This is a genomic window from Amycolatopsis sp. lyj-112 (genome assembly GCF_046549055.1).
In the GTDB taxonomy this organism is placed as follows: Bacteria; Actinomycetota; Actinomycetes; order Mycobacteriales; family Pseudonocardiaceae; genus Amycolatopsis.
This window is the reverse complement of sequence record NZ_JAJPWS010000003.1, coordinates 524,661-542,659: the sequence shown is the minus strand read 5'-3', so window position 1 is coordinate 542,659 and position 17,999 is coordinate 524,661. Positions and strand designations below refer to the sequence as shown.

At 67.4% G+C, this 17,999-nt stretch carries 19 protein-coding genes and 1 tRNA gene; 5 read left to right on the top strand and 15 right to left on the bottom strand.

The window, feature by feature from the left end:
* Positions 1–4: 4 nt before the first annotated feature.
* From ACLJRL_RS14660 to ACLJRL_RS14620, 9 genes are all read right to left on the bottom strand, one after another.
* The gene (locus ACLJRL_RS14660; RefSeq protein ID WP_410656669.1) at positions 5–658 is read right to left on the bottom strand and encodes a PIG-L deacetylase family protein; all 654 of its coding nucleotides are present in this window, start codon (positions 656–658) and stop codon (positions 5–7) included.
* Positions 655–1,452 (bottom strand): sugar phosphate nucleotidyltransferase, encoded by a 798-nt coding sequence (locus ACLJRL_RS14655; RefSeq protein ID WP_410656668.1) that lies wholly within the window; start codon positions 1,450–1,452, stop codon positions 655–657. Before ACLJRL_RS14655 ends, ACLJRL_RS14660 begins: the two co-directional genes overlap by 4 nt.
* Positions 1,449–2,684, bottom strand: coding sequence for a class I SAM-dependent methyltransferase (locus tag ACLJRL_RS14650; RefSeq protein WP_410656667.1), 1,236 nt, complete (start codon positions 2,682–2,684; stop codon positions 1,449–1,451). Before ACLJRL_RS14650 ends, ACLJRL_RS14655 begins: the two co-directional genes overlap by 4 nt.
* A 247-nt stretch (positions 2,685–2,931) precedes the next feature.
* Positions 2,932–4,920 carry a S8 family serine peptidase gene (locus ACLJRL_RS14645; protein ID WP_410656666.1) on the bottom strand — a complete coding sequence of 663 codons (1,989 nt, stop codon included), beginning with the start codon at positions 4,918–4,920 and terminating at the stop codon, positions 2,932–2,934.
* Between the two features lie 152 nt (positions 4,921–5,072).
* Positions 5,073–5,540 (bottom strand): acyl-CoA thioesterase, encoded by a 468-nt coding sequence (locus tag ACLJRL_RS14640; RefSeq protein WP_410656665.1) that lies wholly within the window; start codon positions 5,538–5,540, stop codon positions 5,073–5,075.
* 62 nt (positions 5,541–5,602) lie between these two features.
* The gene (locus tag ACLJRL_RS14635; RefSeq protein WP_410656664.1) at positions 5,603–6,790 is read right to left on the bottom strand and encodes a BtrH N-terminal domain-containing protein; all 1,188 of its coding nucleotides are present in this window, start codon (positions 6,788–6,790) and stop codon (positions 5,603–5,605) included.
* 38 nt (positions 6,791–6,828) lie between these two features.
* Positions 6,829–7,119: a hypothetical protein gene (locus ACLJRL_RS14630; RefSeq protein ID WP_410656663.1), complete on the bottom strand. Its 291-nt coding sequence runs from the start codon at positions 7,117–7,119 to the stop codon at positions 6,829–6,831.
* 13 nt (positions 7,120–7,132) lie between these two features.
* Positions 7,133–8,005 (bottom strand): LLM class F420-dependent oxidoreductase, encoded by an 873-nt coding sequence (locus ACLJRL_RS14625; RefSeq protein ID WP_410656662.1) that lies wholly within the window; start codon positions 8,003–8,005, stop codon positions 7,133–7,135.
* Positions 8,006–8,044: 39 nt separating this feature from the next.
* Complete coding sequence (locus ACLJRL_RS14620; protein WP_410656661.1) at positions 8,045–9,013, bottom strand: YncE family protein; 969 nt, start codon at positions 9,011–9,013, stop codon at positions 8,045–8,047.
* Between the two features lie 144 nt (positions 9,014–9,157).
* Between ACLJRL_RS14620 and htpX the strand changes: the two genes are divergently transcribed.
* The 3 genes from htpX to ACLJRL_RS14605 all read left to right on the top strand — a co-directional run bounded on the left by htpX (position 9,158) and on the right by ACLJRL_RS14605 (position 12,561).
* Positions 9,158–10,024, top strand: a complete 867-nt coding sequence (gene htpX, locus ACLJRL_RS14615) for a zinc metalloprotease HtpX (protein ID WP_410656660.1) — start codon at positions 9,158–9,160, stop codon at positions 10,022–10,024.
* A gap of 146 nt (positions 10,025–10,170) precedes the next feature.
* Positions 10,171–11,244 carry an LLM class flavin-dependent oxidoreductase gene (locus ACLJRL_RS14610; RefSeq protein ID WP_410656659.1) on the top strand — a complete coding sequence of 358 codons (1,074 nt, stop codon included), beginning with the start codon at positions 10,171–10,173 and terminating at the stop codon, positions 11,242–11,244.
* 3 nt (positions 11,245–11,247) lie between these two features.
* Positions 11,248–12,561: an NtaA/DmoA family FMN-dependent monooxygenase gene (locus ACLJRL_RS14605; protein WP_410656658.1), complete on the top strand. Its 1,314-nt coding sequence runs from the start codon at positions 11,248–11,250 to the stop codon at positions 12,559–12,561.
* Between the two features lie 82 nt (positions 12,562–12,643).
* Here ACLJRL_RS14605 and rfbA read toward each other — a convergent pair whose 3' ends face one another.
* The gene (rfbA, locus tag ACLJRL_RS14600) at positions 12,644–13,525 is read right to left on the bottom strand and encodes a glucose-1-phosphate thymidylyltransferase RfbA (RefSeq protein WP_410656657.1); all 882 of its coding nucleotides are present in this window, start codon (positions 13,523–13,525) and stop codon (positions 12,644–12,646) included.
* 85 nt (positions 13,526–13,610) lie between these two features.
* Entirely contained in the window at positions 13,611–14,759 is a 1,149-nt protein-coding gene (locus ACLJRL_RS14595; protein WP_410656656.1) for a sialidase family protein, read from the bottom strand.
* A 184-nt stretch (positions 14,760–14,943) separates the two neighbouring features.
* Between ACLJRL_RS14595 and ACLJRL_RS14590 the strand changes: the two genes are divergently transcribed.
* Positions 14,944–15,633 (top strand): hypothetical protein, encoded by a 690-nt coding sequence (locus ACLJRL_RS14590; RefSeq protein ID WP_410656655.1) that lies wholly within the window; start codon positions 14,944–14,946, stop codon positions 15,631–15,633.
* A 54-nt stretch (positions 15,634–15,687) separates the two neighbouring features.
* Here the strand turns inward: ACLJRL_RS14590 and ACLJRL_RS14585 are convergent, their stop codons facing one another.
* Positions 15,688–16,158, bottom strand: coding sequence for an HIT family protein (locus ACLJRL_RS14585; RefSeq protein WP_410656654.1), 471 nt, complete (start codon positions 16,156–16,158; stop codon positions 15,688–15,690).
* Positions 16,159–16,570: 412 nt separating this feature from the next.
* Complete coding sequence (locus ACLJRL_RS14580; RefSeq protein ID WP_410656653.1) at positions 16,571–17,062, bottom strand: YajQ family cyclic di-GMP-binding protein; 492 nt, start codon at positions 17,060–17,062, stop codon at positions 16,571–16,573.
* 119 nt (positions 17,063–17,181) lie between these two features.
* On the opposite strand from ACLJRL_RS14580, the gene ACLJRL_RS14575 reads away from it, so the two are divergent.
* Positions 17,182–17,263: transfer RNA gene (locus ACLJRL_RS14575), tRNA-Tyr, on the top strand.
* 43 nt (positions 17,264–17,306) lie between these two features.
* On the opposite strand, the gene ACLJRL_RS14570 is transcribed toward ACLJRL_RS14575, so the two are convergent.
* Positions 17,307–17,435: a hypothetical protein gene (locus tag ACLJRL_RS14570; RefSeq protein ID WP_410656652.1), complete on the bottom strand. Its 129-nt coding sequence runs from the start codon at positions 17,433–17,435 to the stop codon at positions 17,307–17,309.
* 71 nt (positions 17,436–17,506) lie between these two features.
* Positions 17,507–17,935: a PPOX class F420-dependent oxidoreductase gene (locus tag ACLJRL_RS14565; RefSeq protein ID WP_410656651.1), complete on the bottom strand. Its 429-nt coding sequence runs from the start codon at positions 17,933–17,935 to the stop codon at positions 17,507–17,509.
* Positions 17,936–17,999: the final 64 nt, after the last annotated feature.

The window sequence follows — 17,999 nt, the reverse complement described above, 5'->3', positions numbered from 1 at the left end:
GCTTTCAGCCTTTCGAGGAGAGATCGAGCGTCATTTTCTTGATGTCGAAGGCTTCCGCATAGCGTTGCCCGCATTCGATGCCACGAATGCGGGCCAGGCCGAGGAAGGCTTCCCGGTCGTACCAAGGGCGGTGCCGCTGCGAGGCGTAATGCTCCTGCAGCAGACGGACCTTCTCCTCGGCGCGTTCCGGGGAAAGCGGGACGTACGCGGAGGGTTTGCCGAGGTCGCCGTCCCATTTGGCGATCTCGTACTCCAGGTGCAGATGCGTGCGGAAGACCGTCGGCACCAGCGTGGCCAGGCCGCGGTGGTCCTGGTGCGCGTCGGCCGTGCGCGGCGACAGGACCAGGTCCGGATCGGTGCGCCGGCGCAGCTCCTCCAGCCCGTTCTTGGCCTCTTCCCAGTGCGCGGGGAACCGGCCGTCGGGCAGTTTGAGCACGGTGACCTCGACGTCGGCGCCGGGGCAGAAGGCCGTGAGCGCGGCGCGCTCCTCGGCCTCCCGGTCGGTACCGCCGCCGGACAGGACGAGCGCGTCGACCCGGACACCCGGGTTGTCGCCGCAGATCGTCAGCAGTGTGCCGCCCGCCCCGATGGCGATGTCGTCACAATGCGCTCCGAGAGCGACGATCCGCTCGAGCCCGCCCGTTCCGAGTCCGATCACGCCGAGCTCGCCGGCGCCGGTTCGTGCTCCCACAGCGCCCACGGCTTGTTGCCGTGCGCGTAGGCGTCGTCCAGCTGGACGCGCTCCTTCACGGTGTCCGTCGGTTTCCAGAACCCGCGGTACGGGTAGGCGAGCAGCTTGCCCTGCTTGGCGAGTTCGCCGCAGCCGTCGGCGACCAGGTCGCCGCCCTCGGGGATGTGGTCGAAGACCTCCTGGCGCAGCACGAAGTAGCCACCGTTCTCCCACAGCGGCATTTCGCTCACCGGGGTCAGCGCGTCGATCCGGCCGTCTTCGCCCATTTCCACGCAGTGGAACGACGATTGCGGCGGCACGACCATCATCGAGGCGCCGGCGTCGGAGGCGGTGAACCGCTCGATCATCGCCGGCAACGGCGCGTCGGTGAGGACGTCCGCGTAGTTGGCGAGGAACATCTCGTCGCCGTCGAGGTGCGGGCGCACCCGGCGCAGCCGCTCGCCGATGGCCGATTCGAGGCCGGTCTGCACGAACGAGATCGACCAGTCCGAGATATCGGTCGAGAGGAGCTCCGCCTTGCCGCCCTTGAGGACGAAGTCGTTGGAGGTGGTCTCCTCGTAATGGAGGAAGAATTCCTTGATGTGGTGCGCGCCGTAACCGAGGCACAGAATGAACTCGGTATGCCCGAAATGCGCGTAATAGCGCATCACGTGCCAGATCAAGGGTCTCGGACCGACCATGGCCATCGGCTTGGGTACGTCGGACGCGTCACCATTGCGCATCCGCATGCCGTACCCGCCGCAGAAGAGGACTACCTTCACGACTTCACCTCGACGATTTCCAGGTGCGGGATGGGGAAGACCAGTTTTCCGCCCCATTCATCCACAAAGGACAATTGGGCGGTGAGTTCCTTCCGGAGGTTCCAAGGAAGGACGAGCACGTAATCGGGCCGGTCCGCCTCGATGTGCTCCGGCGGGAGGATGGGGATCCGGGTGCCGGGGGTGAACCGGCCATGCTTGTACGGGTTGCGATCCACGGTGTACCGCAGGACGTCCGGGCGGATGCCGCAGTGGTTCAGCAGCGTGTTGCCCTTGCCCGGCGCGCCGTAGCCGACGACGGTCTTGCCTTCGAGCGCCGCGTCGGTGAGGAACTTGTTCAGGTCGAGCCGGACCTTGGTGACCCGCTCGGAGAACTCGGTGTACCCGGACATTTCGTGCAATCCGGCGGCCTTCTCGGCGTCGAGGATCTCCATCATCCGCTGGCTCGGCTCGCCGGCCACGGCGTCCGGGCGAGCCCACAGGCGGATGGACCCGCCGTGGGTGGGGAGGAGTTCGACGTCCACAACGGACAAACCGCCGCGCGAGAGGGCCCGGCGCGCCGATTCCACCGTGTAGTACTGGAAGTGCTCGTGGTAGATCGTGTCGTACTGGTTCTCCTGGATCAGCGTCAGCAGGTGCTGCACCTCGATGCTGACCCAGCCGTCATCGGCGACGAGGGCGCGGAGCCCGTGCGTGAAGCCGATGATGTCCGGAATGTGCGCATAGACGTTGTTCGCCACGACGAGGTCGGCGGGACCGTGTTCCTCACGGACGTCGCGCCCGGTTTCGGGGCTGAGGAAAGCGGTCTTCGTCGGCACCCCGGCGTCACGCGCGGCTTGGCCCACGTTCACCGAAGGTTCCACGCCGAGACACCGGATCTGCTGCGCCACAACGTGTTTCAACAGGTAGCCGTCATTACTGGCGACCTCGACGACGAAAGAGGACTCGTCGAGACCGAGCCGTTCGACGGCGCCGTCGAGGAACGTCTTGGCGTGTTCGACCCAGGAGGCGGAATACGACGAGAAATACGCGTATTCGGTGAAAGTCTCTTCCGGGGTGATCAGCGGCGGGATCTGGGCGAGCCAGCATTCCGTGCAGACCTGCAGGTGCAGGGGGTACGTCGGCTCCGGTTCCGCGAGCTGTGCCGCGGTCAGAAAACGTTCGCACGGCGGCGTCGCCCCGAGGTCGACGACACTGGCGAGATGGGCCGAGCCGCAGAGTCGGCAGGTGGTCATCGAGAAGCTCCTTGGCTCGCGTCACGTATCCCAGACGTCGGCACCTCGGGTCGCCTCGTTACATGCCTTCCAGGGCTCTCACGCTTCTGTCTCACAACCGAAACCTGACGTCTCGGCCATCGGCGCAGACGTCTCGCCCATCCGGGCGCGGGCAATGCGCAATTTATGCGCGTGAAGGCCCCCTTCCCTCGACTGAGCCGAGGGAAGGGGGCCTTCACGTACTAAGGATTGAGGTGCCTCTCACATGTCAAGAAACCACCAGCGCGTAGTCGGCATCGGTCGCCGACGTTTCCGGGTGCCCGTCCGCGTTGACCTGCGTCGCGACGACCTCGACCGTCCACGTGCCCGCGGCCGGCCTTTCGAGGATGACGTTCTCCACCGTGTCGAGGGTGTTCGGCGAGCCGCCCGCGGTCGAGAAGTTGCCCGCACGCAGGCCGTTGTTGCCGTAGTAGACGGTCCCGTTCGGAGCGGTGACCTTCAGTGTCAGGTCGTTGACCCGGGTGACCGAGGCGCTCGGGGAGCCCGCCGGGTCGGTGTAGGCCAGCGTCGCCTTGAACTGCTTCGATCCGTTCACCGCGACCGTGTACTTCTTGGCCTGGCCGGTGCTCAGCAGGTCCGTCTCGTTGACCAGCACCGGCAGCTTCCACCCGTTCGCCTTGGCCTGCTCGTGCAGGTAGCGCACGTTCGCGGTACCCCAGCCCTGGTGCGTCCGGGTCATGTCGTGCGCGGTGCCGGTGAACGCGAACTGGTCGGCGCCGTTGATCAGCAGCGCCTTCGCGGTCGAGGCATGCGGGCGGCTCGTGAAGACGTCGCGGGCCTTGCCGGGGGCGCCGTCGAACACGCCGTCGGCCCACATCTGGAACAGCAGGCCGGCGTTCCCGCAGGTGATCGGGGTCGCGCCGCTCGTCCCGCCGAACGACGTCGTGTACGAAGTGTCGCTAGTGGACGACGTGGTGTCGATCCGGTCGTAGTAGTTCGACAGTTCCGGCTTGATCCGGCCGTCGGCGGCCGGGCCGATGCTGGCGCCGCCGCTCCACTTGTCGTCGGTGCGGCCCAGGGTGTTGTAGTGGTACTGCCCGCCGACCGAAAGCACGTTCTTCGACCACGCCTGCGGCCGCGACTGCTGCGTGCCCGCGTTGCTCTGCGACTGGCAGATCAGCAGGTCGTGGTCGAAGACGATCTTGTCGAGTTCGGCCGAGACCGAGTTGTACGCCGTGGTCAGCCCGCCGCCCCAGCTGTTGCTCTGGAACACCGCGCGGTACTTGCCCGCCGGGTCGACCAGTTCCTTGGTGTGGGCGTAGCGGTCGGGCTTGTTGTAGGTCGCGAAGATGCCCTGGGCCTCGGGCAGCAGACCGCGCTGCGGCGCGCTCACCCCGGAGGCGAAGATCTGCCCGTACGTCGACGTCCCATGGCTGGTGCTGGTCGAGTTCGAGCCGTGCAGCACCGTCGGCCGCGCCTTGAACTCCTGGTGGGTGACGCGCAGGCCGCCGTCCATCACCTCACCGCGCACCCCCTGCCCGCGGTAGCCGCCGACGCTCTCGATGTAGTTCGCCCCGCTGCTTTCCCGGGCGTTGGCCATGTCGGTCTCCGGAGCGGTCACCGCGCCGACGGCGAGCACCTCGGCACCTTGCGCCACGGCGGCGACCTGGCCGGAGCCGAGCTTGGCGACGATGTGCTGCCCGCTCTGTGAGATCGCCTCGATGCCGCCACCGAGCCGGAGGATCCTTTCGGCCACCGCGCGCTGGTCCCTCGCATCGGGCTCGACCAGCGTCACCAGATAGCTTCCTGTCCCGCTCACCGAGAATGTCGACGCCTCGATCTTGTCGTCCGGCCGGTATTCGCCGACCCAGCGGACGAAATTCAATTTCTCGACCGATTGCCTGCTTTGTGCCGGTAGCCGGACCACGTACGCGAAATCGGGAATGTAGGTGCCGATTCGCACGCCGAGTCCGCGCAATCGCGTGCGCTGGGCGTCGGTCAGCGCGCTCCGGACCTGCAGCAGGTACGCGCCCCGCCAGTCCTGGCTCGCGGCGCCCTGACCTGCGTTTAGCCGCCTAATCGCGATCTGGCCGGAGGCGGTCTCCTGGGTGAGTGGATCGAAGGTTCTGCTGGCCAGGCGGATGAACTGGGGATCGCCGTCGGGTGGTGCGGCGGCGGCCGTCGCGGCCACCCCGCTCGAGAGGAGTAGTGCGCCGACCAAGGGCGCGAGAATGCGGACAGACTTCGGCCGTGGCATGAAATACCTCCGGGGGTCTCTGCAGGGAGAGGCTCTTTCGAAGGTACCGGCCAAAAGGGGTGATGATCAGCCGCTGAACGGCCCAGCCGTATTCGACGGGCTGAGGGAAATGGAGCATAAACTGTTAAAAAGAATTCCGGCCCGGGTCTTGCTCAGTGTGCGGGGATCTCGTCGACCGTCCCGCTGAACCGCGTCAGCCGTGCGCGCTCTTCCTCGTCGAGCCGCCGCGCCGTGCCTTCGGGCAGGGTGCACGCGACCCAGATGGTCCGGCATCGCGAGTAGACGAAACCCCGGTCGTGCAGCCTGCTGCTGACCACGATGTCGCAGGTCCCGATCCGGCTGACCACGGTTTCGACCTCGACCGGGTTGTCGCGGAACGTCAGTCGTCGCACAAAGCTCACGTTGTGCTTCGCGATCAGGAAAGCGGGCCCCCGGGTCTGGAAAAGATGCTCACGGCGCGGGTCGAGCAGGGCGAACTGCGCTTCCTGGAAATAGTCCAGCAGCCGGGCGTTCCCGACGTGCCCGAGGTGGTCCAGGTCGGTGACACGCAGGCGATGACGGTGAAGGTGGATCTCGGGAGCGGGACGCGCACTCGTCGTCCCCAGTGGATGTGCGTGCACGAAGTGGATCTTCAACGATCACGCCGTTCCGGCCGCGCGGCGCAACGAGCGCCGTCCCGGGTTCACTCCATCAGGGCTTCGGAGAGTTCACGGATCGCGGCGGTCTCGGCCTCGTGGATGTCGTGGATCTTCGCGCTCAAGGTGTCGAAGAGTTCCCTGGCCTCGGCCGAGGTGAACGGCGTTTCGTCGTTGTAGTGCGCGCGCAGTTTCCACATCTCCTCGCCCGCGGCGGCGGCCGCCTCCTGGCCCGCGTCGCCTTCGCGGACGCCGGCCGAGACCGCGCTGACCAGGCCTCGCACCCAGGCGAACTCCGCGTGGGAGGCCGGGACGGCGACCTCGGCCAGTTCGGCCCAGCGCTCGGCGATCCCGCGCCAGGTCGACGCCTGTTCGCCCAGCGCCGGGAGGTCCAGCAGCCCGGAAGCCTCGGTGAGCGAGTCGGCGAACAGCCCGCGCAGGTGCCCGCCCTCCATGCCGGCCGGGGTGACGTTCTCCCAGACGTTCAGCAGCGCCCCGACGAGCCCGCGCCGCTCGCCGAACGCCCGCGGCCAGCCCTTGGGATCGCGTTCGTCGGTCAGGGCCTTCGCCCAGCGGCCCCAGGCCGGCAGCGAGAACGACTTCGACGGCGCCGAGAGGTTCTTCGCGCAGTCGGCCAGCCCGCCGCGCACGGCCGCCGGCCAGTCGGTGACCTCGCCGGGCTCGATCGTCGCGAGCAGGTTCTTGTACGAGCCGACCCGGGCACGCGCGGCGTCGAACGCCTTCCGCTCCACGGTCAACGGCGCGAGGTTCCGGTCGTCGACCAGGACACGGCCGTCCTCTTCGCCGTACGCGACGACGAAATGCCCGCCGCCACCGGACCTCTCCGCGGGCAGGTGCCAGTAACCGAGCGCGTGCAGGTCGGGGAGGACGATCACCGGCCGTCCCGCTTCGAGGTCGGCGGTGAGCCGTTTCGCGGCGGCGCGTTTGCCGCCGGTGGTGTGGATGTCGACCGCGAGGCCGAGACGGTCCACTGTGGACTTGAGCCAGTCCTGCGGATACTGCCAGCGCGCGCGGAAGCCGAAGACGACCGTCGACATCGTCTCGTGCGCGAAGTCCCAGAGGATGTAGCCGGCCCCGATCCCGCCGGACGCGGCGAACACCAGCGCCTCGCCGGGTGCCGTCCCGTCCGGTCCTTCGACGCCGTAGTGCGCCAGCACGGCGGTCACCGCCGAGACGTCCGGTTGCAGTCCGCCGCGCAGTTCGTACTCGCTCACCCCGCCATCATGCCTTCCGGCGGCGGGGTGAGCGAGCGTCAGAGTTTCCCGGCCGCGGGAATGACGTCGGTGGCGAACTTCTCGATCAGGATCGGCGGACTCGGTTCCGAAAGCGCCTGCGGCACGTTCAGCAGCCGCTCGGCCTCGACGTGCGTGCCCTGGAACGGCCCGTCGTCGGCCGACCACATCCGTTGGAAGAAATGGTCCATCACCGAGAGAGAGGCGAATCCGGCGTCGTCGGTCGCGCGGGCGACGGCGGCGAGGTCGGTGCGCAGCCCCGGAGCCCCGTTCGGCCAGGTGAAATCCGGCAGGTGCAGGCCCAGTTTCACAGGTCCTCCAGTTTCACAGCTTCGCGGCGACCGGGATGACGTCGCTGCCGATCTTCTCGATCAGATCGAGATCGGGAAGGCCGGGGATCGCACCGAGCGCGACGTCCACGCCGAGTTCGGCCAGCTTGCCCAGCGCGTCGTTGAGTTCGCCGGCCTTCTCGCCCTTCGGCCCGACGTCGAGGATGTGGTAGACGGTTTTGGTGATGTCGTTGTAGTCGCGGCCCTCGTTCTCGCAGTGCTGCTTGAGGACATCGAGTTTGCGTTCGAGGTCCGGGCCGTTGAAGAGATTGCACATGTCGCCGTACTTCGCGACGAAGCGCAGCGTCTTCTTCTCCCCGCCGCCCCCGATCATGATCGGCGGACGCGGTTTCGCCAGCGCCTGCGGCACGTTCAGCAGCCGCTCGGCCTGATAGTGCTTGCCGCGGAACGGACCGTCGTCGTCGCTCCACATCTGCAGGACGTACTGCAGCGTCTCTTCGAGCCGTTCGAACCGCTCGGCGGTGGAGGGGAAGGGAAAACCGAGCCCGAGCGATTCCTCTTCGTTCCAGCCCGCGCCGATCCCGAGAATGGCGCGACCGCCGGAAAGGACGTCGAGTGTGGTAACTGCTTTGGCCAAGAGTCCGGGCTCGCGGTAGTGCACACCGGTGACGACGGTGAGCAGCTTCGCGCGTTCGGTGTGCGCGGCCAGGAAACCGAGCGCGGTGTAGGCCTCGATCATGTCGTTCTCGGGCGGGCCGACCACCGAGATCTGGAAGAAGTGGTCCATCAGCGCGATGGAGTCGAAGCCGACCTCGTCGGCCTTCCTCGCGACCGCCGCCAGATCGGCGCCCAGCGCACTCGCGCCGTTCGGCCAGGTGAGGTCCGGGATCTGCAAACCGAGTTTCATGCCTTCGACGGTATACCCGGAGTTACTCCACGTGAGAAGTCAGAAATCCCTGATCAAGGAAACCCTGCCACGTAAGGGATCCGTCACGTACACCGCTTTGGAGCGCTGATCGACCGCGACCGCACCGGGGTTCACACCGAGGGAAAGATCGCCGGTGAGCAGGTTCGTCACGCCGTCGATCCGGGCGACGCCGTTGGGGCCTCCGTTGGCGTACACGGTGTTCGAGCTTTCGTGGATCGCCACCGCCGAAGATTCGGAGCGCAGCAGCACCGTCGCCTTCTCCTTGCGCGCGGCGGAGTCCACAACGGACAGATGATGGATCGCCGAATTCGCCACGAACACCGTCCCGGACCCGCGGTGCACGGCGACACCGGTCGGGGCCTTGCCGACCTTGACCCCGGCGGTGAACGCGCCGGCGCCGGCGTCGAAGACCTCCAGGGAATCGGTGGTCGTGCTGGTGCAGTGCACGAGTTTGCGGCCGGTGTCGACCGCGACCGCGGACAGTCCCGAGGTGGGCCCGGGGACCATTTTCAGCAGGCGGCAGCCGACCCCGTCGATGACGGCGAGCATGCCGGTGGTGCCGCTGACCGCGTAAATCCGGTTCGCCTGCTCGTCGACGCCGATACCGGACGCGCCGGGCCCGGCGGGGACCACGCTGACGACGTCGTGGGTCAGCCCGTCGACGACGAGGACGGTCCCGGCGGGCGGGTTGGTGACGTAGACGCGGTTGGTCACGGTGTCCACGGCGAGATCCCCGGGCTCGCCGCCGACCTGGATCACCGCGCCGACGGTCGCGGTCCGCCCGTCGATCACGACGACCGTCCCGGTGCGGGGATCGGAAACGTAGGCGAAGCCGGTGACGGAATTCACCGCGATGGCTTCCGGAGCGCCTCCGACCTCGATCAGGAGGACCTTCTCGGCTCTGGCCGCCGGCGCGAAGGCGACCGCCGACGCACCGGCCGCGGCCAGCGTGAGCAGGGCTCGGCGGCTCAGTTCGGGTCCTCGCATGCGCGCCTCCCCATGATCGTTCCGGGGCTCGACGATAACCCGCCCCACGCCGGAGTGAAGGAACTTCGCGTCCCCCGATCGCGTTGTTTCCGGTGAGTAACCACCCTCGTGGGCAGACCCGGAGAAAGAAAGGAGCAGGACGCCGTGCACAAACACCAGAACGAGCTGAAGACCGTCGTCCTGCTGGGCGTGCTGTCCGCGATCATCGTCGGGATCAGCGGATTCTTCGGCCGGGGAGCCCTGTTCATCGGCCTGGTGGTGGCACTGAGCGTCAACGCCTACGCCTATTTCAAGTCCGACAAGCTGGCTCTGCGGGCGATGCGCGCGCGGCCGGTCTCCGAGGCCGAGCAGCCCGCGATGTACCGGATCGTGCGTGAATTGGCGACCACCGCGCGCCAGCCGATGCCGCGGCTCTACATCAGCCCGACACAGGCCCCGAACGCCTTCGCCACCGGCCGCAGCCCCCGGCACGCGGCGGTGTGCTGCACCACCGGCATCCTCGACCTCCTCGACGAGCGCGAACTGCGGGCGGTGCTCGGGCACGAGCTGTCCCACGTCTACAACCGCGACATCCTCATTTCGTGTGTCGCGGGCGCGCTGGCGAGCGTGATCAGCGTGGTCGCCAATATCGCGATGTTCTCGAGCATCTTCGGCGGCAACGACCGTGAAGGGGGTGCGAATCCGCTGGTCACGGTGGTGCTGGTGCTTCTCGGGCCGATCGCGGCCGCCGTCGTGAAGCTCGGCGTGAGCCGGTCGCGCGAGTACCAGGCCGACGCGTCGGGCGCGGAGCTGACCGGCGACCCGCTCGGGCTCGCGTCGGCGCTGCGGAAACTCGACCGGGGGACCCGCGCGGCGCCGCTGGTCCCGGAGCCGAAACTGGTGTCGCAGTCCCATCTCATGATCGCGAACCCCTTCCGTCCGGGTGAGGGCCTCTCGAAGCTCTTCTCGACCCACCCGCCGATGGACGAGCGCATCCGGCGCCTCGAAGAGATGGCCCGCCGCCCCTTCTGAATCCCGCCCTGACCCGCGTTTCGTCCTCTAGTTGCGGTAGTTGGCGATACGAACGACCGCAACTAGAGGACGAAACGCGAGGGTAAAGGCGGTGTCTCACCTCGTGGGAGCGGGAATCGAGGGTCCGGCGGGGGAGTTCCCCGGGCATGGGATCCGCACAGCAGTTGCACTTCGGGGTCGCCCTCGACGGCGCCGGGCAGCACCCGGCCGCCTGGCGGGTCTCCGCCGTCCCGCCGGCCGCCTTGTTCACCGCCGCCCACTACCTGGCCCACGCGAAGCTCGCCGAAGCGGCTTCGCTCGACTTCGTCACCCTCGACGACACTCTCGGGCTTCACCCCGGCGGTGAGGACGTCGTCCGAGGACGGCTCGACGCACTACTGACCTTCGCCGCCATAGCTCCCGTGACCAGCGGAATCGGCCTGGTCCCGACGATCACCACCACGCACACCGAGCCGTTCCACGTCTCGACGGCCGTCGCGTCGCTCGACCACGCGAGCCGTGGCCGTGCCGGGCTGCTCGCGGTGCCGTCCCGGACCGAAGCGGAGGTCGCTCACTTCGGCAGGCGAACCCTTCCGTCCGAGGTGGACGCCGAGGCGGAGAACGCCGAGGTCGTCGACGTCGTCGCCCGCCTCTGGGACAGCTGGGAGGACGACGCGATCATCCGCGACGAGCCGACCGGCCGGTTCATCGATCGCGAGAAGCTCCACTACGTCGACTTCGAGGGCCGCTTCTTCAGCGTCAAGGGACCTTCGATCACGCCGCGTCCGCCGCAAGGACATCCCGTGGTCGCGGTGTACGGCGACTCGCCGTACGCGCACGGCGCCGACGTCGTCCTGGTCGACGAGGTCCGAGGAGCCCGCGAGCGGTTCCCGGACGCCAAGCTCCTCGCCGGTCTCACGATCGTGCTCGCCGAGACCGAGCAGGCGGCGATCGACCGGCGACGCGCACTGGAGGCCTACGCACCCTTCCCGGCCGGCGGCCGCACCTTCACCGGTACCCCGGCCGAACTCGCCGACGAACTGCCCCGCCTCGCCACCGCGAACGGTCTCGACGGCTTCCACATCCGGCCCGCCGTCCTGCCCGACGACCTGGAGCTCTTCACCGCCGAGACCATCCCCGCGCTCCGGGCCGCGGGCGCGTTCCGGCAGGCCTACACCGGCACCACCCTGCGCGAGCACCTCGGCCTCGGGGTCGCCGCCAACCAGTACGCGGAGGCGTGACAGATGCCCAAGCAGGTCAAACTCGCCGCACATTTCCCCGGCGTCAACAACACGACCGTGTGGAGCGATCCACGCTCGGGTAGCCAAATCGACTTCTCGTCCTTCGAGCACCTCGCGCGCACGGCTGAGCGGGGCAAGTTCGACTTCCTGTTCCTCGCCGAAGGCCTGCGCCTGCGCGAGCACGCCGGCGAGATCCTCGACTCCGACGTCGTCGGGCGGCCGAACACCACCACCGTGCTGGCCGCGCTGTCCGCGGTCACCACCCGGCTCGGGCTGGCCGGAACGCTGTCGTCGACCTTCAACGAGCCGTACGAGGTCGCGCGGCAGGTCGCCAGCATCGACCACCTCTCCGGCGGCCGCGCCGCCTGGAACGTGGTCACCTCACCCGACGGGTGGACCGGGCAGAACTTCCGGCGCGGCGGCTTCCTCAACCGCGAGGACCGCTATCACCGCGCCGAGGAATTCCTCGCCACCGTGAGGGAACTCTGGGACAGCTGGGCGCCGGACGCACTGGTGGGGGACAAGGAGAACGGCGTCTTCGCCCGCGGTATCTCCCGGTTCGTCCACAAGGGACCGCAGTTCGACATCCACGGCGAGTTCACCGTGCCGAGGACACCGCAGGGGCAGCCGATCGTCATCCAGGCCGGGGATTCCGACGAGGGCAGGGAATTCGCCGCGAAGACCGCCGACGTCATCTTCAGCCGCCACGGTTCGCTGGAGAGCGGCAAGGAGTTCTTCGCCGACGTCAAGCGGCGGCTGGGTACCTACGGTCGTGAGCCCGGCGAGCTGCTGATCATGCCCGCCGCGACGTTCGTGCTCGGCGACACGGAGGAGGACGCGCACGAATACGCGCGCGAGATCCGCTACCAGCAGGTGCGCCCGGCGACCGCGATCCAGTTCCTCGAACAGGTCTGGAGCCGCGACCTCTCCGCCTACGACGCGGACGGCCCGCTACCCGAGATCGACCCGGACCCCGACGCCGAACCGCTGACCTGGGGCCGGGTCCGGCACGAGAAGGATCCGCTTGCGGTGGCGGCGAAGTGGCGCGTGATCGCGGAGGAGAAGAAGCTCTCGATCCGCGAACTCGTCATCGAGGTGACCGCGCGCCAGCAGTTCGTCGGCACGGCCCGGCAGATCGCCGATTCGGTCAACGAATACGTGCAGAGCGACGCCGCCGACGGGTTCGTGCTGGTGCCGCATCTGACCCCGGGCGGGCTGGACGAGTTCGTCGACGACGTCGTCCCGCATCTGCAGGAGCTGGGTGTCTTCCGGACCGATTACACCGGAGACACCCTGCGAGAACACCTGTTCAGCTAGGGCGGGTCGCTTGGCAAGGGCTCGTGAGTGATTCGGGTCGTTCTAACGACCCGAATCACTCACGACAACCCAGGCGCGTAGTTCAGCCGGTAGCGCCTTGCGTCCTCGCGACGTTCATCAGGTATTCGCCGTAGCCGGACTTCGCCAGCTTCGCGCCCAGCGCGAAGCACTGGTCCGCGTCGATGAAGCCCATCCGCAGCGCGACCTCTTCGAGGCAGGCGATGCGGACTCCCGTCCGGTGCTCGAGGACCTGCACGAACTGGCCCGCTTCCAGCAGCGAGTCGTGTGTGCCGGTGTCGAGCCAGGCGAACCCGCGGCCGAGGTCGACCAGGGTCGCGCGATCCTGCCGCAGGTAGGCGAGGTTGACGTCGGTGATCTCCAGTTCGCCGCGCGGGGAGGGCTTGAGGTCGCGGGCGATCTCGAGGACGTGGTTGTCGTAGAAGTACAGGCCGGTGATCGCCTTGTTCGACTTCGGCTTCTCCGGTTTTTCCTCGATCGAAAGGAGTTTGCCGTCGGCGTCGATCTCGCCGACGCCGTAGCGCTGCGGGTCCTTCACCGGGTAGCCGAACAGCACGCAACCGTCGAGCGCGGTCGCGGCGGCCTGCAGCCTGGTGGAGAAACCCTGGCCGTAGAAGATGTTGTCGCCGAGCACCAGCGCGACGTCGTCGTCGCCGACGAAGTCCGCGCCGATGACGAACGCCTCGGCCAGCCCGTTGGGCGCCGCCTGCTCGGCGTAGCTGAAACTGAGCCCGAACTGGCTGCCGTCACCGAGGAGTTTGCGGAAACTCGGCAGGTCGGCCGGGGTGGAGATGATCAGGATCTCGCGGATCCCGGCGAACATCAGCACCGAGATCGGGTAGTAGACCATCGGTTTGTCGTAGACCGGGAGCAGCTGTTTCGAAATCGCCTGGGTGATGGGATGCAAGCGCGTCCCGCTGCCCCCCGCCAGCACGATGCCCTTCATCCAGTGCCCCCGCTTCGTAGCCCGTTTCAGTCAACGGATCACACTACCGGGTAAATGCCGGGTACTGCTTCTCGCTGGACGCGACCTAGAAAGCCGGTCCCTTGGCGAAGTACGCCTTGCAGCCCTTATCGAATTCAGTGGAGATCTGCACCACATTCTTGCCGCCGTCGACCGGGAGCAGCGTCGAGCTGTAGTTGGGGCAGAAGTTGTCGTAGATTCCGGTGATGTGCAGCGGCGCGGGCAGTTCGTACCAGTTGCCGGAGCCGAAGTTGTCGTTCGCGAGCAGGACCCGGCCGTTCTTGTCCTGCGGGACGCCGCGGGCGTTGGTGTAGATCTGCCCGACCATCACCAGCCGTACCCCCTTCGGGCCGCCGGGGAACAACGTGATGGTCTGCGCGTGCTGGAAGTGGTTGCCGTTGGCGGTGTCGACGCGGGTGCCAGGATCGGCGGGGTCGCCCCAGTTCGCCCCGTCGGCGGAGATCTTGAAGTACGGATCGCAGAAGCGGTCGCGGAAGTTGCAGATCTCGTAGGCCAGGTAGTACCGGCCGTCGGGCAGCCGGCGGATGATCGGCATACCCGGGCGTACCCGGTGCGGCGGGATGGCCATGGTGCGCTGCTTGGTGCCCCAGTTCACCCCGTCGGTGGTCGCGACCCGGTTCATCACCTGCGCGTGCTGCGGCGACTCGGTCTCGTCGGCGTAGTGCAGCCACAGCGTGCCGCCCGCGTCGACGACGAACTCGGGCTCCCAGATGCCGTCGTGGTTGTGCGACCGGGCGGCCTCGGACAGGAACGACCAGCTGCGGCCGGCGTCGCGGCTGTACCAGATCCGGATGCCGATCCGGCGCTGCGGACCGGCCTCCTGGCGGTAACTCGCGGCCCACAGCAGTGTGCCCGCGCGCAGCCTGCCGACGCGTTGCGGCAGCTCGTACAGCGTTCCGCAGCACATGCCGACCCGGCCGTCGGGATCGCGGACCTCGCCGATCTTGTGGAAGCTCTGGCCTTCGTCGGTGCTCTCCATGATCGGCGTGAACTTGCCGCGCTCGTCCGCGCTGGTCAGCGACGCGACGATGCGGCCACGGCCGATCGGCGAGTGCTCCAGCCGGATGAGCCGCGCGTAGGAGCCGTAGCCCGGCACCAGCTGTTTCCGCTCGCCGGCCTGTGCGGACGTGAGCAACGACGCGATCACGGTAAGTGACAGCGCGAGGGCGAGTGCGGAGCTGAAACGGCGCTTCATGGAAACCTTCCTTTACGCAACCGCGCGATTACAGCACGTGTATTTGCCCTCCTGCGGGGGCGCGCGGAGGCGTTGCGGGAGAAACCCTCGCCCGGGTGGTCCCCCTCGCCCGGCCGGGTCACCCGGTAACGCTGGGCTACCGGGCGGCGAAGATTCATTGACTGCTCGAATTGGGGGAAATCACGTGATCAGGCGCCTTTGCGCGGCCTTGGGTGCCGTGCTGCTGACCGTCGGCCTGGCGGCCTGCTCGACGGAGAACTTCGGCCGCGTCGTCCCACGCGCCGCCGCCGACGGACTGCACTCGCCCGGCGCCCCCACGCCGTCGTCCCCGCCGACGTCCACGACCACCCCGCCGCCCGGCCCGCAAGAGACGGAAACCCACTCGGGCAAGGGGAACGCGACGGTCACCACGTCCTGGCCCGCCCGCCTCGGCTTCGTGAGCTTCGACTGTCCTAAGTGTTCCGGGCACGTCGCGGTCAACACCGAGAACGAGCTGATCGTGAACGACGTCGGCCCGTACAAGGGCACGCAGTGGATCAACGACATGCCCGACGACCAGGCGAAGACGTTCACCGTCAAGGCCAACGCCGCCTGGACGCTGACCATCACCGACGAACGCGGCGTGCCCATGCTGGAGAAGGGGAAGGAACTCAAAGGCAAGCGCGACGCCGTGCTCACCGTTCCCGCCGGCGCCTCGGCGGTCGCCGTCACCACCAAGGGCAACGGCAACACCGCGATCTGGGTGCACCACAGCGGCGACTACTCGGACCTGCCGGTGAACCAGCTCGGTGACTACAAGGGCACCGTGCCCGTCTCGGGCCCGGCGTTCGTCTCGCTGGAAGGCGACGGCACCTGGACGATCACCGCGTCGTAGACAGGGCGAAGGCCACCTTCGGACGTCCGAAAGTGGCCTTCTGCCGCGCTGGGATCAGCGGAGGAGCGCCCGAAGTGCGGTGGCTTGTTCGGCGAGCAGAGCGGGAGCGATCGGAGCTTCGTCGCCGCGCTGGGGCAGCGGGAAGGGCCGACCGGGGGCGGGGTCCTCGACAAAGCGGGGGAGCAAGTGAGTATGGAGATGTGGAACGGTGTTCCCCAGGGTCTGGTAGTTCATCTTGAGTGGTTGGTAGAAGGCGGCTAAAGCCTTCGCCACGGTCAAAGTCGCCTTCCCATAGGAATTCGCCTCTGACTCGGTCAATTCGAACGGTTCGACAACATGGCGTCCACGCCAGATAATGATTGTGTACCCGCGTTGAATATCTGCCCGCTGGAGAACCGCGTCAACCTCCGGCGTGCTGTAAATGCGCACGCCATAGGAGTCTTCATCCAGTCGTGGAGATTGGCACATCTCGCAGGCGTGACCACTGATTCGATCGATCCAGTTGCTCGGCCATTCCATTCTCATGGCTCGATTTTACCTTCTCGTCAGCCAAAGACGAGCTCATGCTCGGCTCCCGCGTAGACGTCATGGGCTACCTGGAGTGGCTTGTCATCTCTGTCGGTTTCTTCCGGTTTTGGCATGTGGGTGCCGAATACTTCGACCCTTGGAAGAAAGACGTGCCATAGCGGGGTAGTAGCGGGCCCGTCGACCTTGTGTTCACCCGGGGTGACGGTCGCCCGATCCGCCGGGGCCGGCTGGTCGTACATCTGGCATCCGGCTGCGAAGGCTGTGGGTCACACCACGCCTACAGTGACGCTCAACACCTACGTCGGCTACTGGCCGGACGTCGTCACCAGACGCGCACGCGCGCCGAGTTGTACCGGGGTTGTACCCACGGGCACCCGTTGACGGATACCCGCAGGTCAGAGCCCGTCGATCAGCGGTAGTTCGTGAACTGCAGCGCGATCTCGAAGTCCTTGCCCTTCAGCAAGGCGATCACGTCCTGCAGCTGGTCCTTCTTCTTGCCGGACACCCGCAGCTGGTCGCCCTGGATCTGCGCCTGGACACCCTTCGGGCCCTCGTCGCGGATGAACTTGGCGATCTGCTTCGCCTTGTCCGACTCGATGCCCTGCAGGATCTTGCCGCTCAACTTGTAAATCTTGCCGGACAGGGCCGGCTCGTCCGCCTCGAAGGCCTTCAGGGAGATGTTGCGCTTGATCAGCTTCTCCTTGAACACCTCGACCGCCGCCAGAGCCCGCTCTTCGGTCTCCGACTCGATCGCGATCGCCTCTTCACCGGACCAGTCGATCTTCGTCCCGGTACCCCGGAAGTCGAACCGGGTGCCGAGTTCTTTGCTGGCCTGGTTCAGGGCGTTGTCCACCTCCTGGCGATCGACCTTGCTCACCACGTCGAAAGAGGGATCCGCCACGTGTTCTCACACCTCGTACTCGCTTGTCAGGAGCCTCCACCCTAGCCCTGTGCAACCCGGTTGACCGGGCCGCCACGGCGTTGGGTATTCTTTCGTCTCGGCCGGGCTTGCTCGGCCACGGCGAGTTGCCCGAGCGGCCAAAGGGATCTGACTGTAAATCAGACGGCTCAGCCTTCGGGGGTTCGAATCCCTCACTCGCCACCCGCGATCGCCTCGTGACCGAACAGGTCACGGGGCGATCGTCTTATGCGGGCCGGTACCGCGACAGCACGATTCGCGAGGTGAACGCCCGGTTCTCGACGAGCCGCAGCTTCGGGACCGCGGTCGCGCCGTCGAACAGCCGGTGTTCTCCCACTCCGGCTCCGTCCCGCATTCGAACTCCCGCCCACCGGTCCGCCAAAGCCCGACCGTACCGCCGACGTCGGACAAGAACGGGCTGCTTCTCTAGGTGTCCGAACGGCCGTGAACGGCTCGCCTCGACTCGTACCAGGTCTCGCCGACGGGTTCACCCGCCATGTTCCAGCTCCACGACACCGTCGGCGTGACGCGCGCGTAGATCCCCGGGCCGACGACGCCCACGCGCTCGACCGGGTCGGCGGCCTCCCCGTAGATCCGGATCCCGCGCGCGACGAACGGCTCGAACGAGACCATGTCGTCGACGACGAGGGCCACCTTCCGCTTACCCGCCTTGATGTTGCGGAACTTCCGGGTCGCCAGGACCGATTCGCCGCCTCCGCCCACCCAGAAGTCCGTTCCGTCGAACTCGAACGACAGCGGGACGACGTCGGGCTGCTCGCCGTCGGGGGACAGGGTCGCGACGCGGGCCAGAGGCTGCGAGCGCAGGTAGGCGATTTCTTCGTCGGTGAAGGACATGGCGGACTTCCTTTCCCTAGGATGGCTCCCTCGATGAAGGGGGACTTGAGTGTTCGCGATCCAG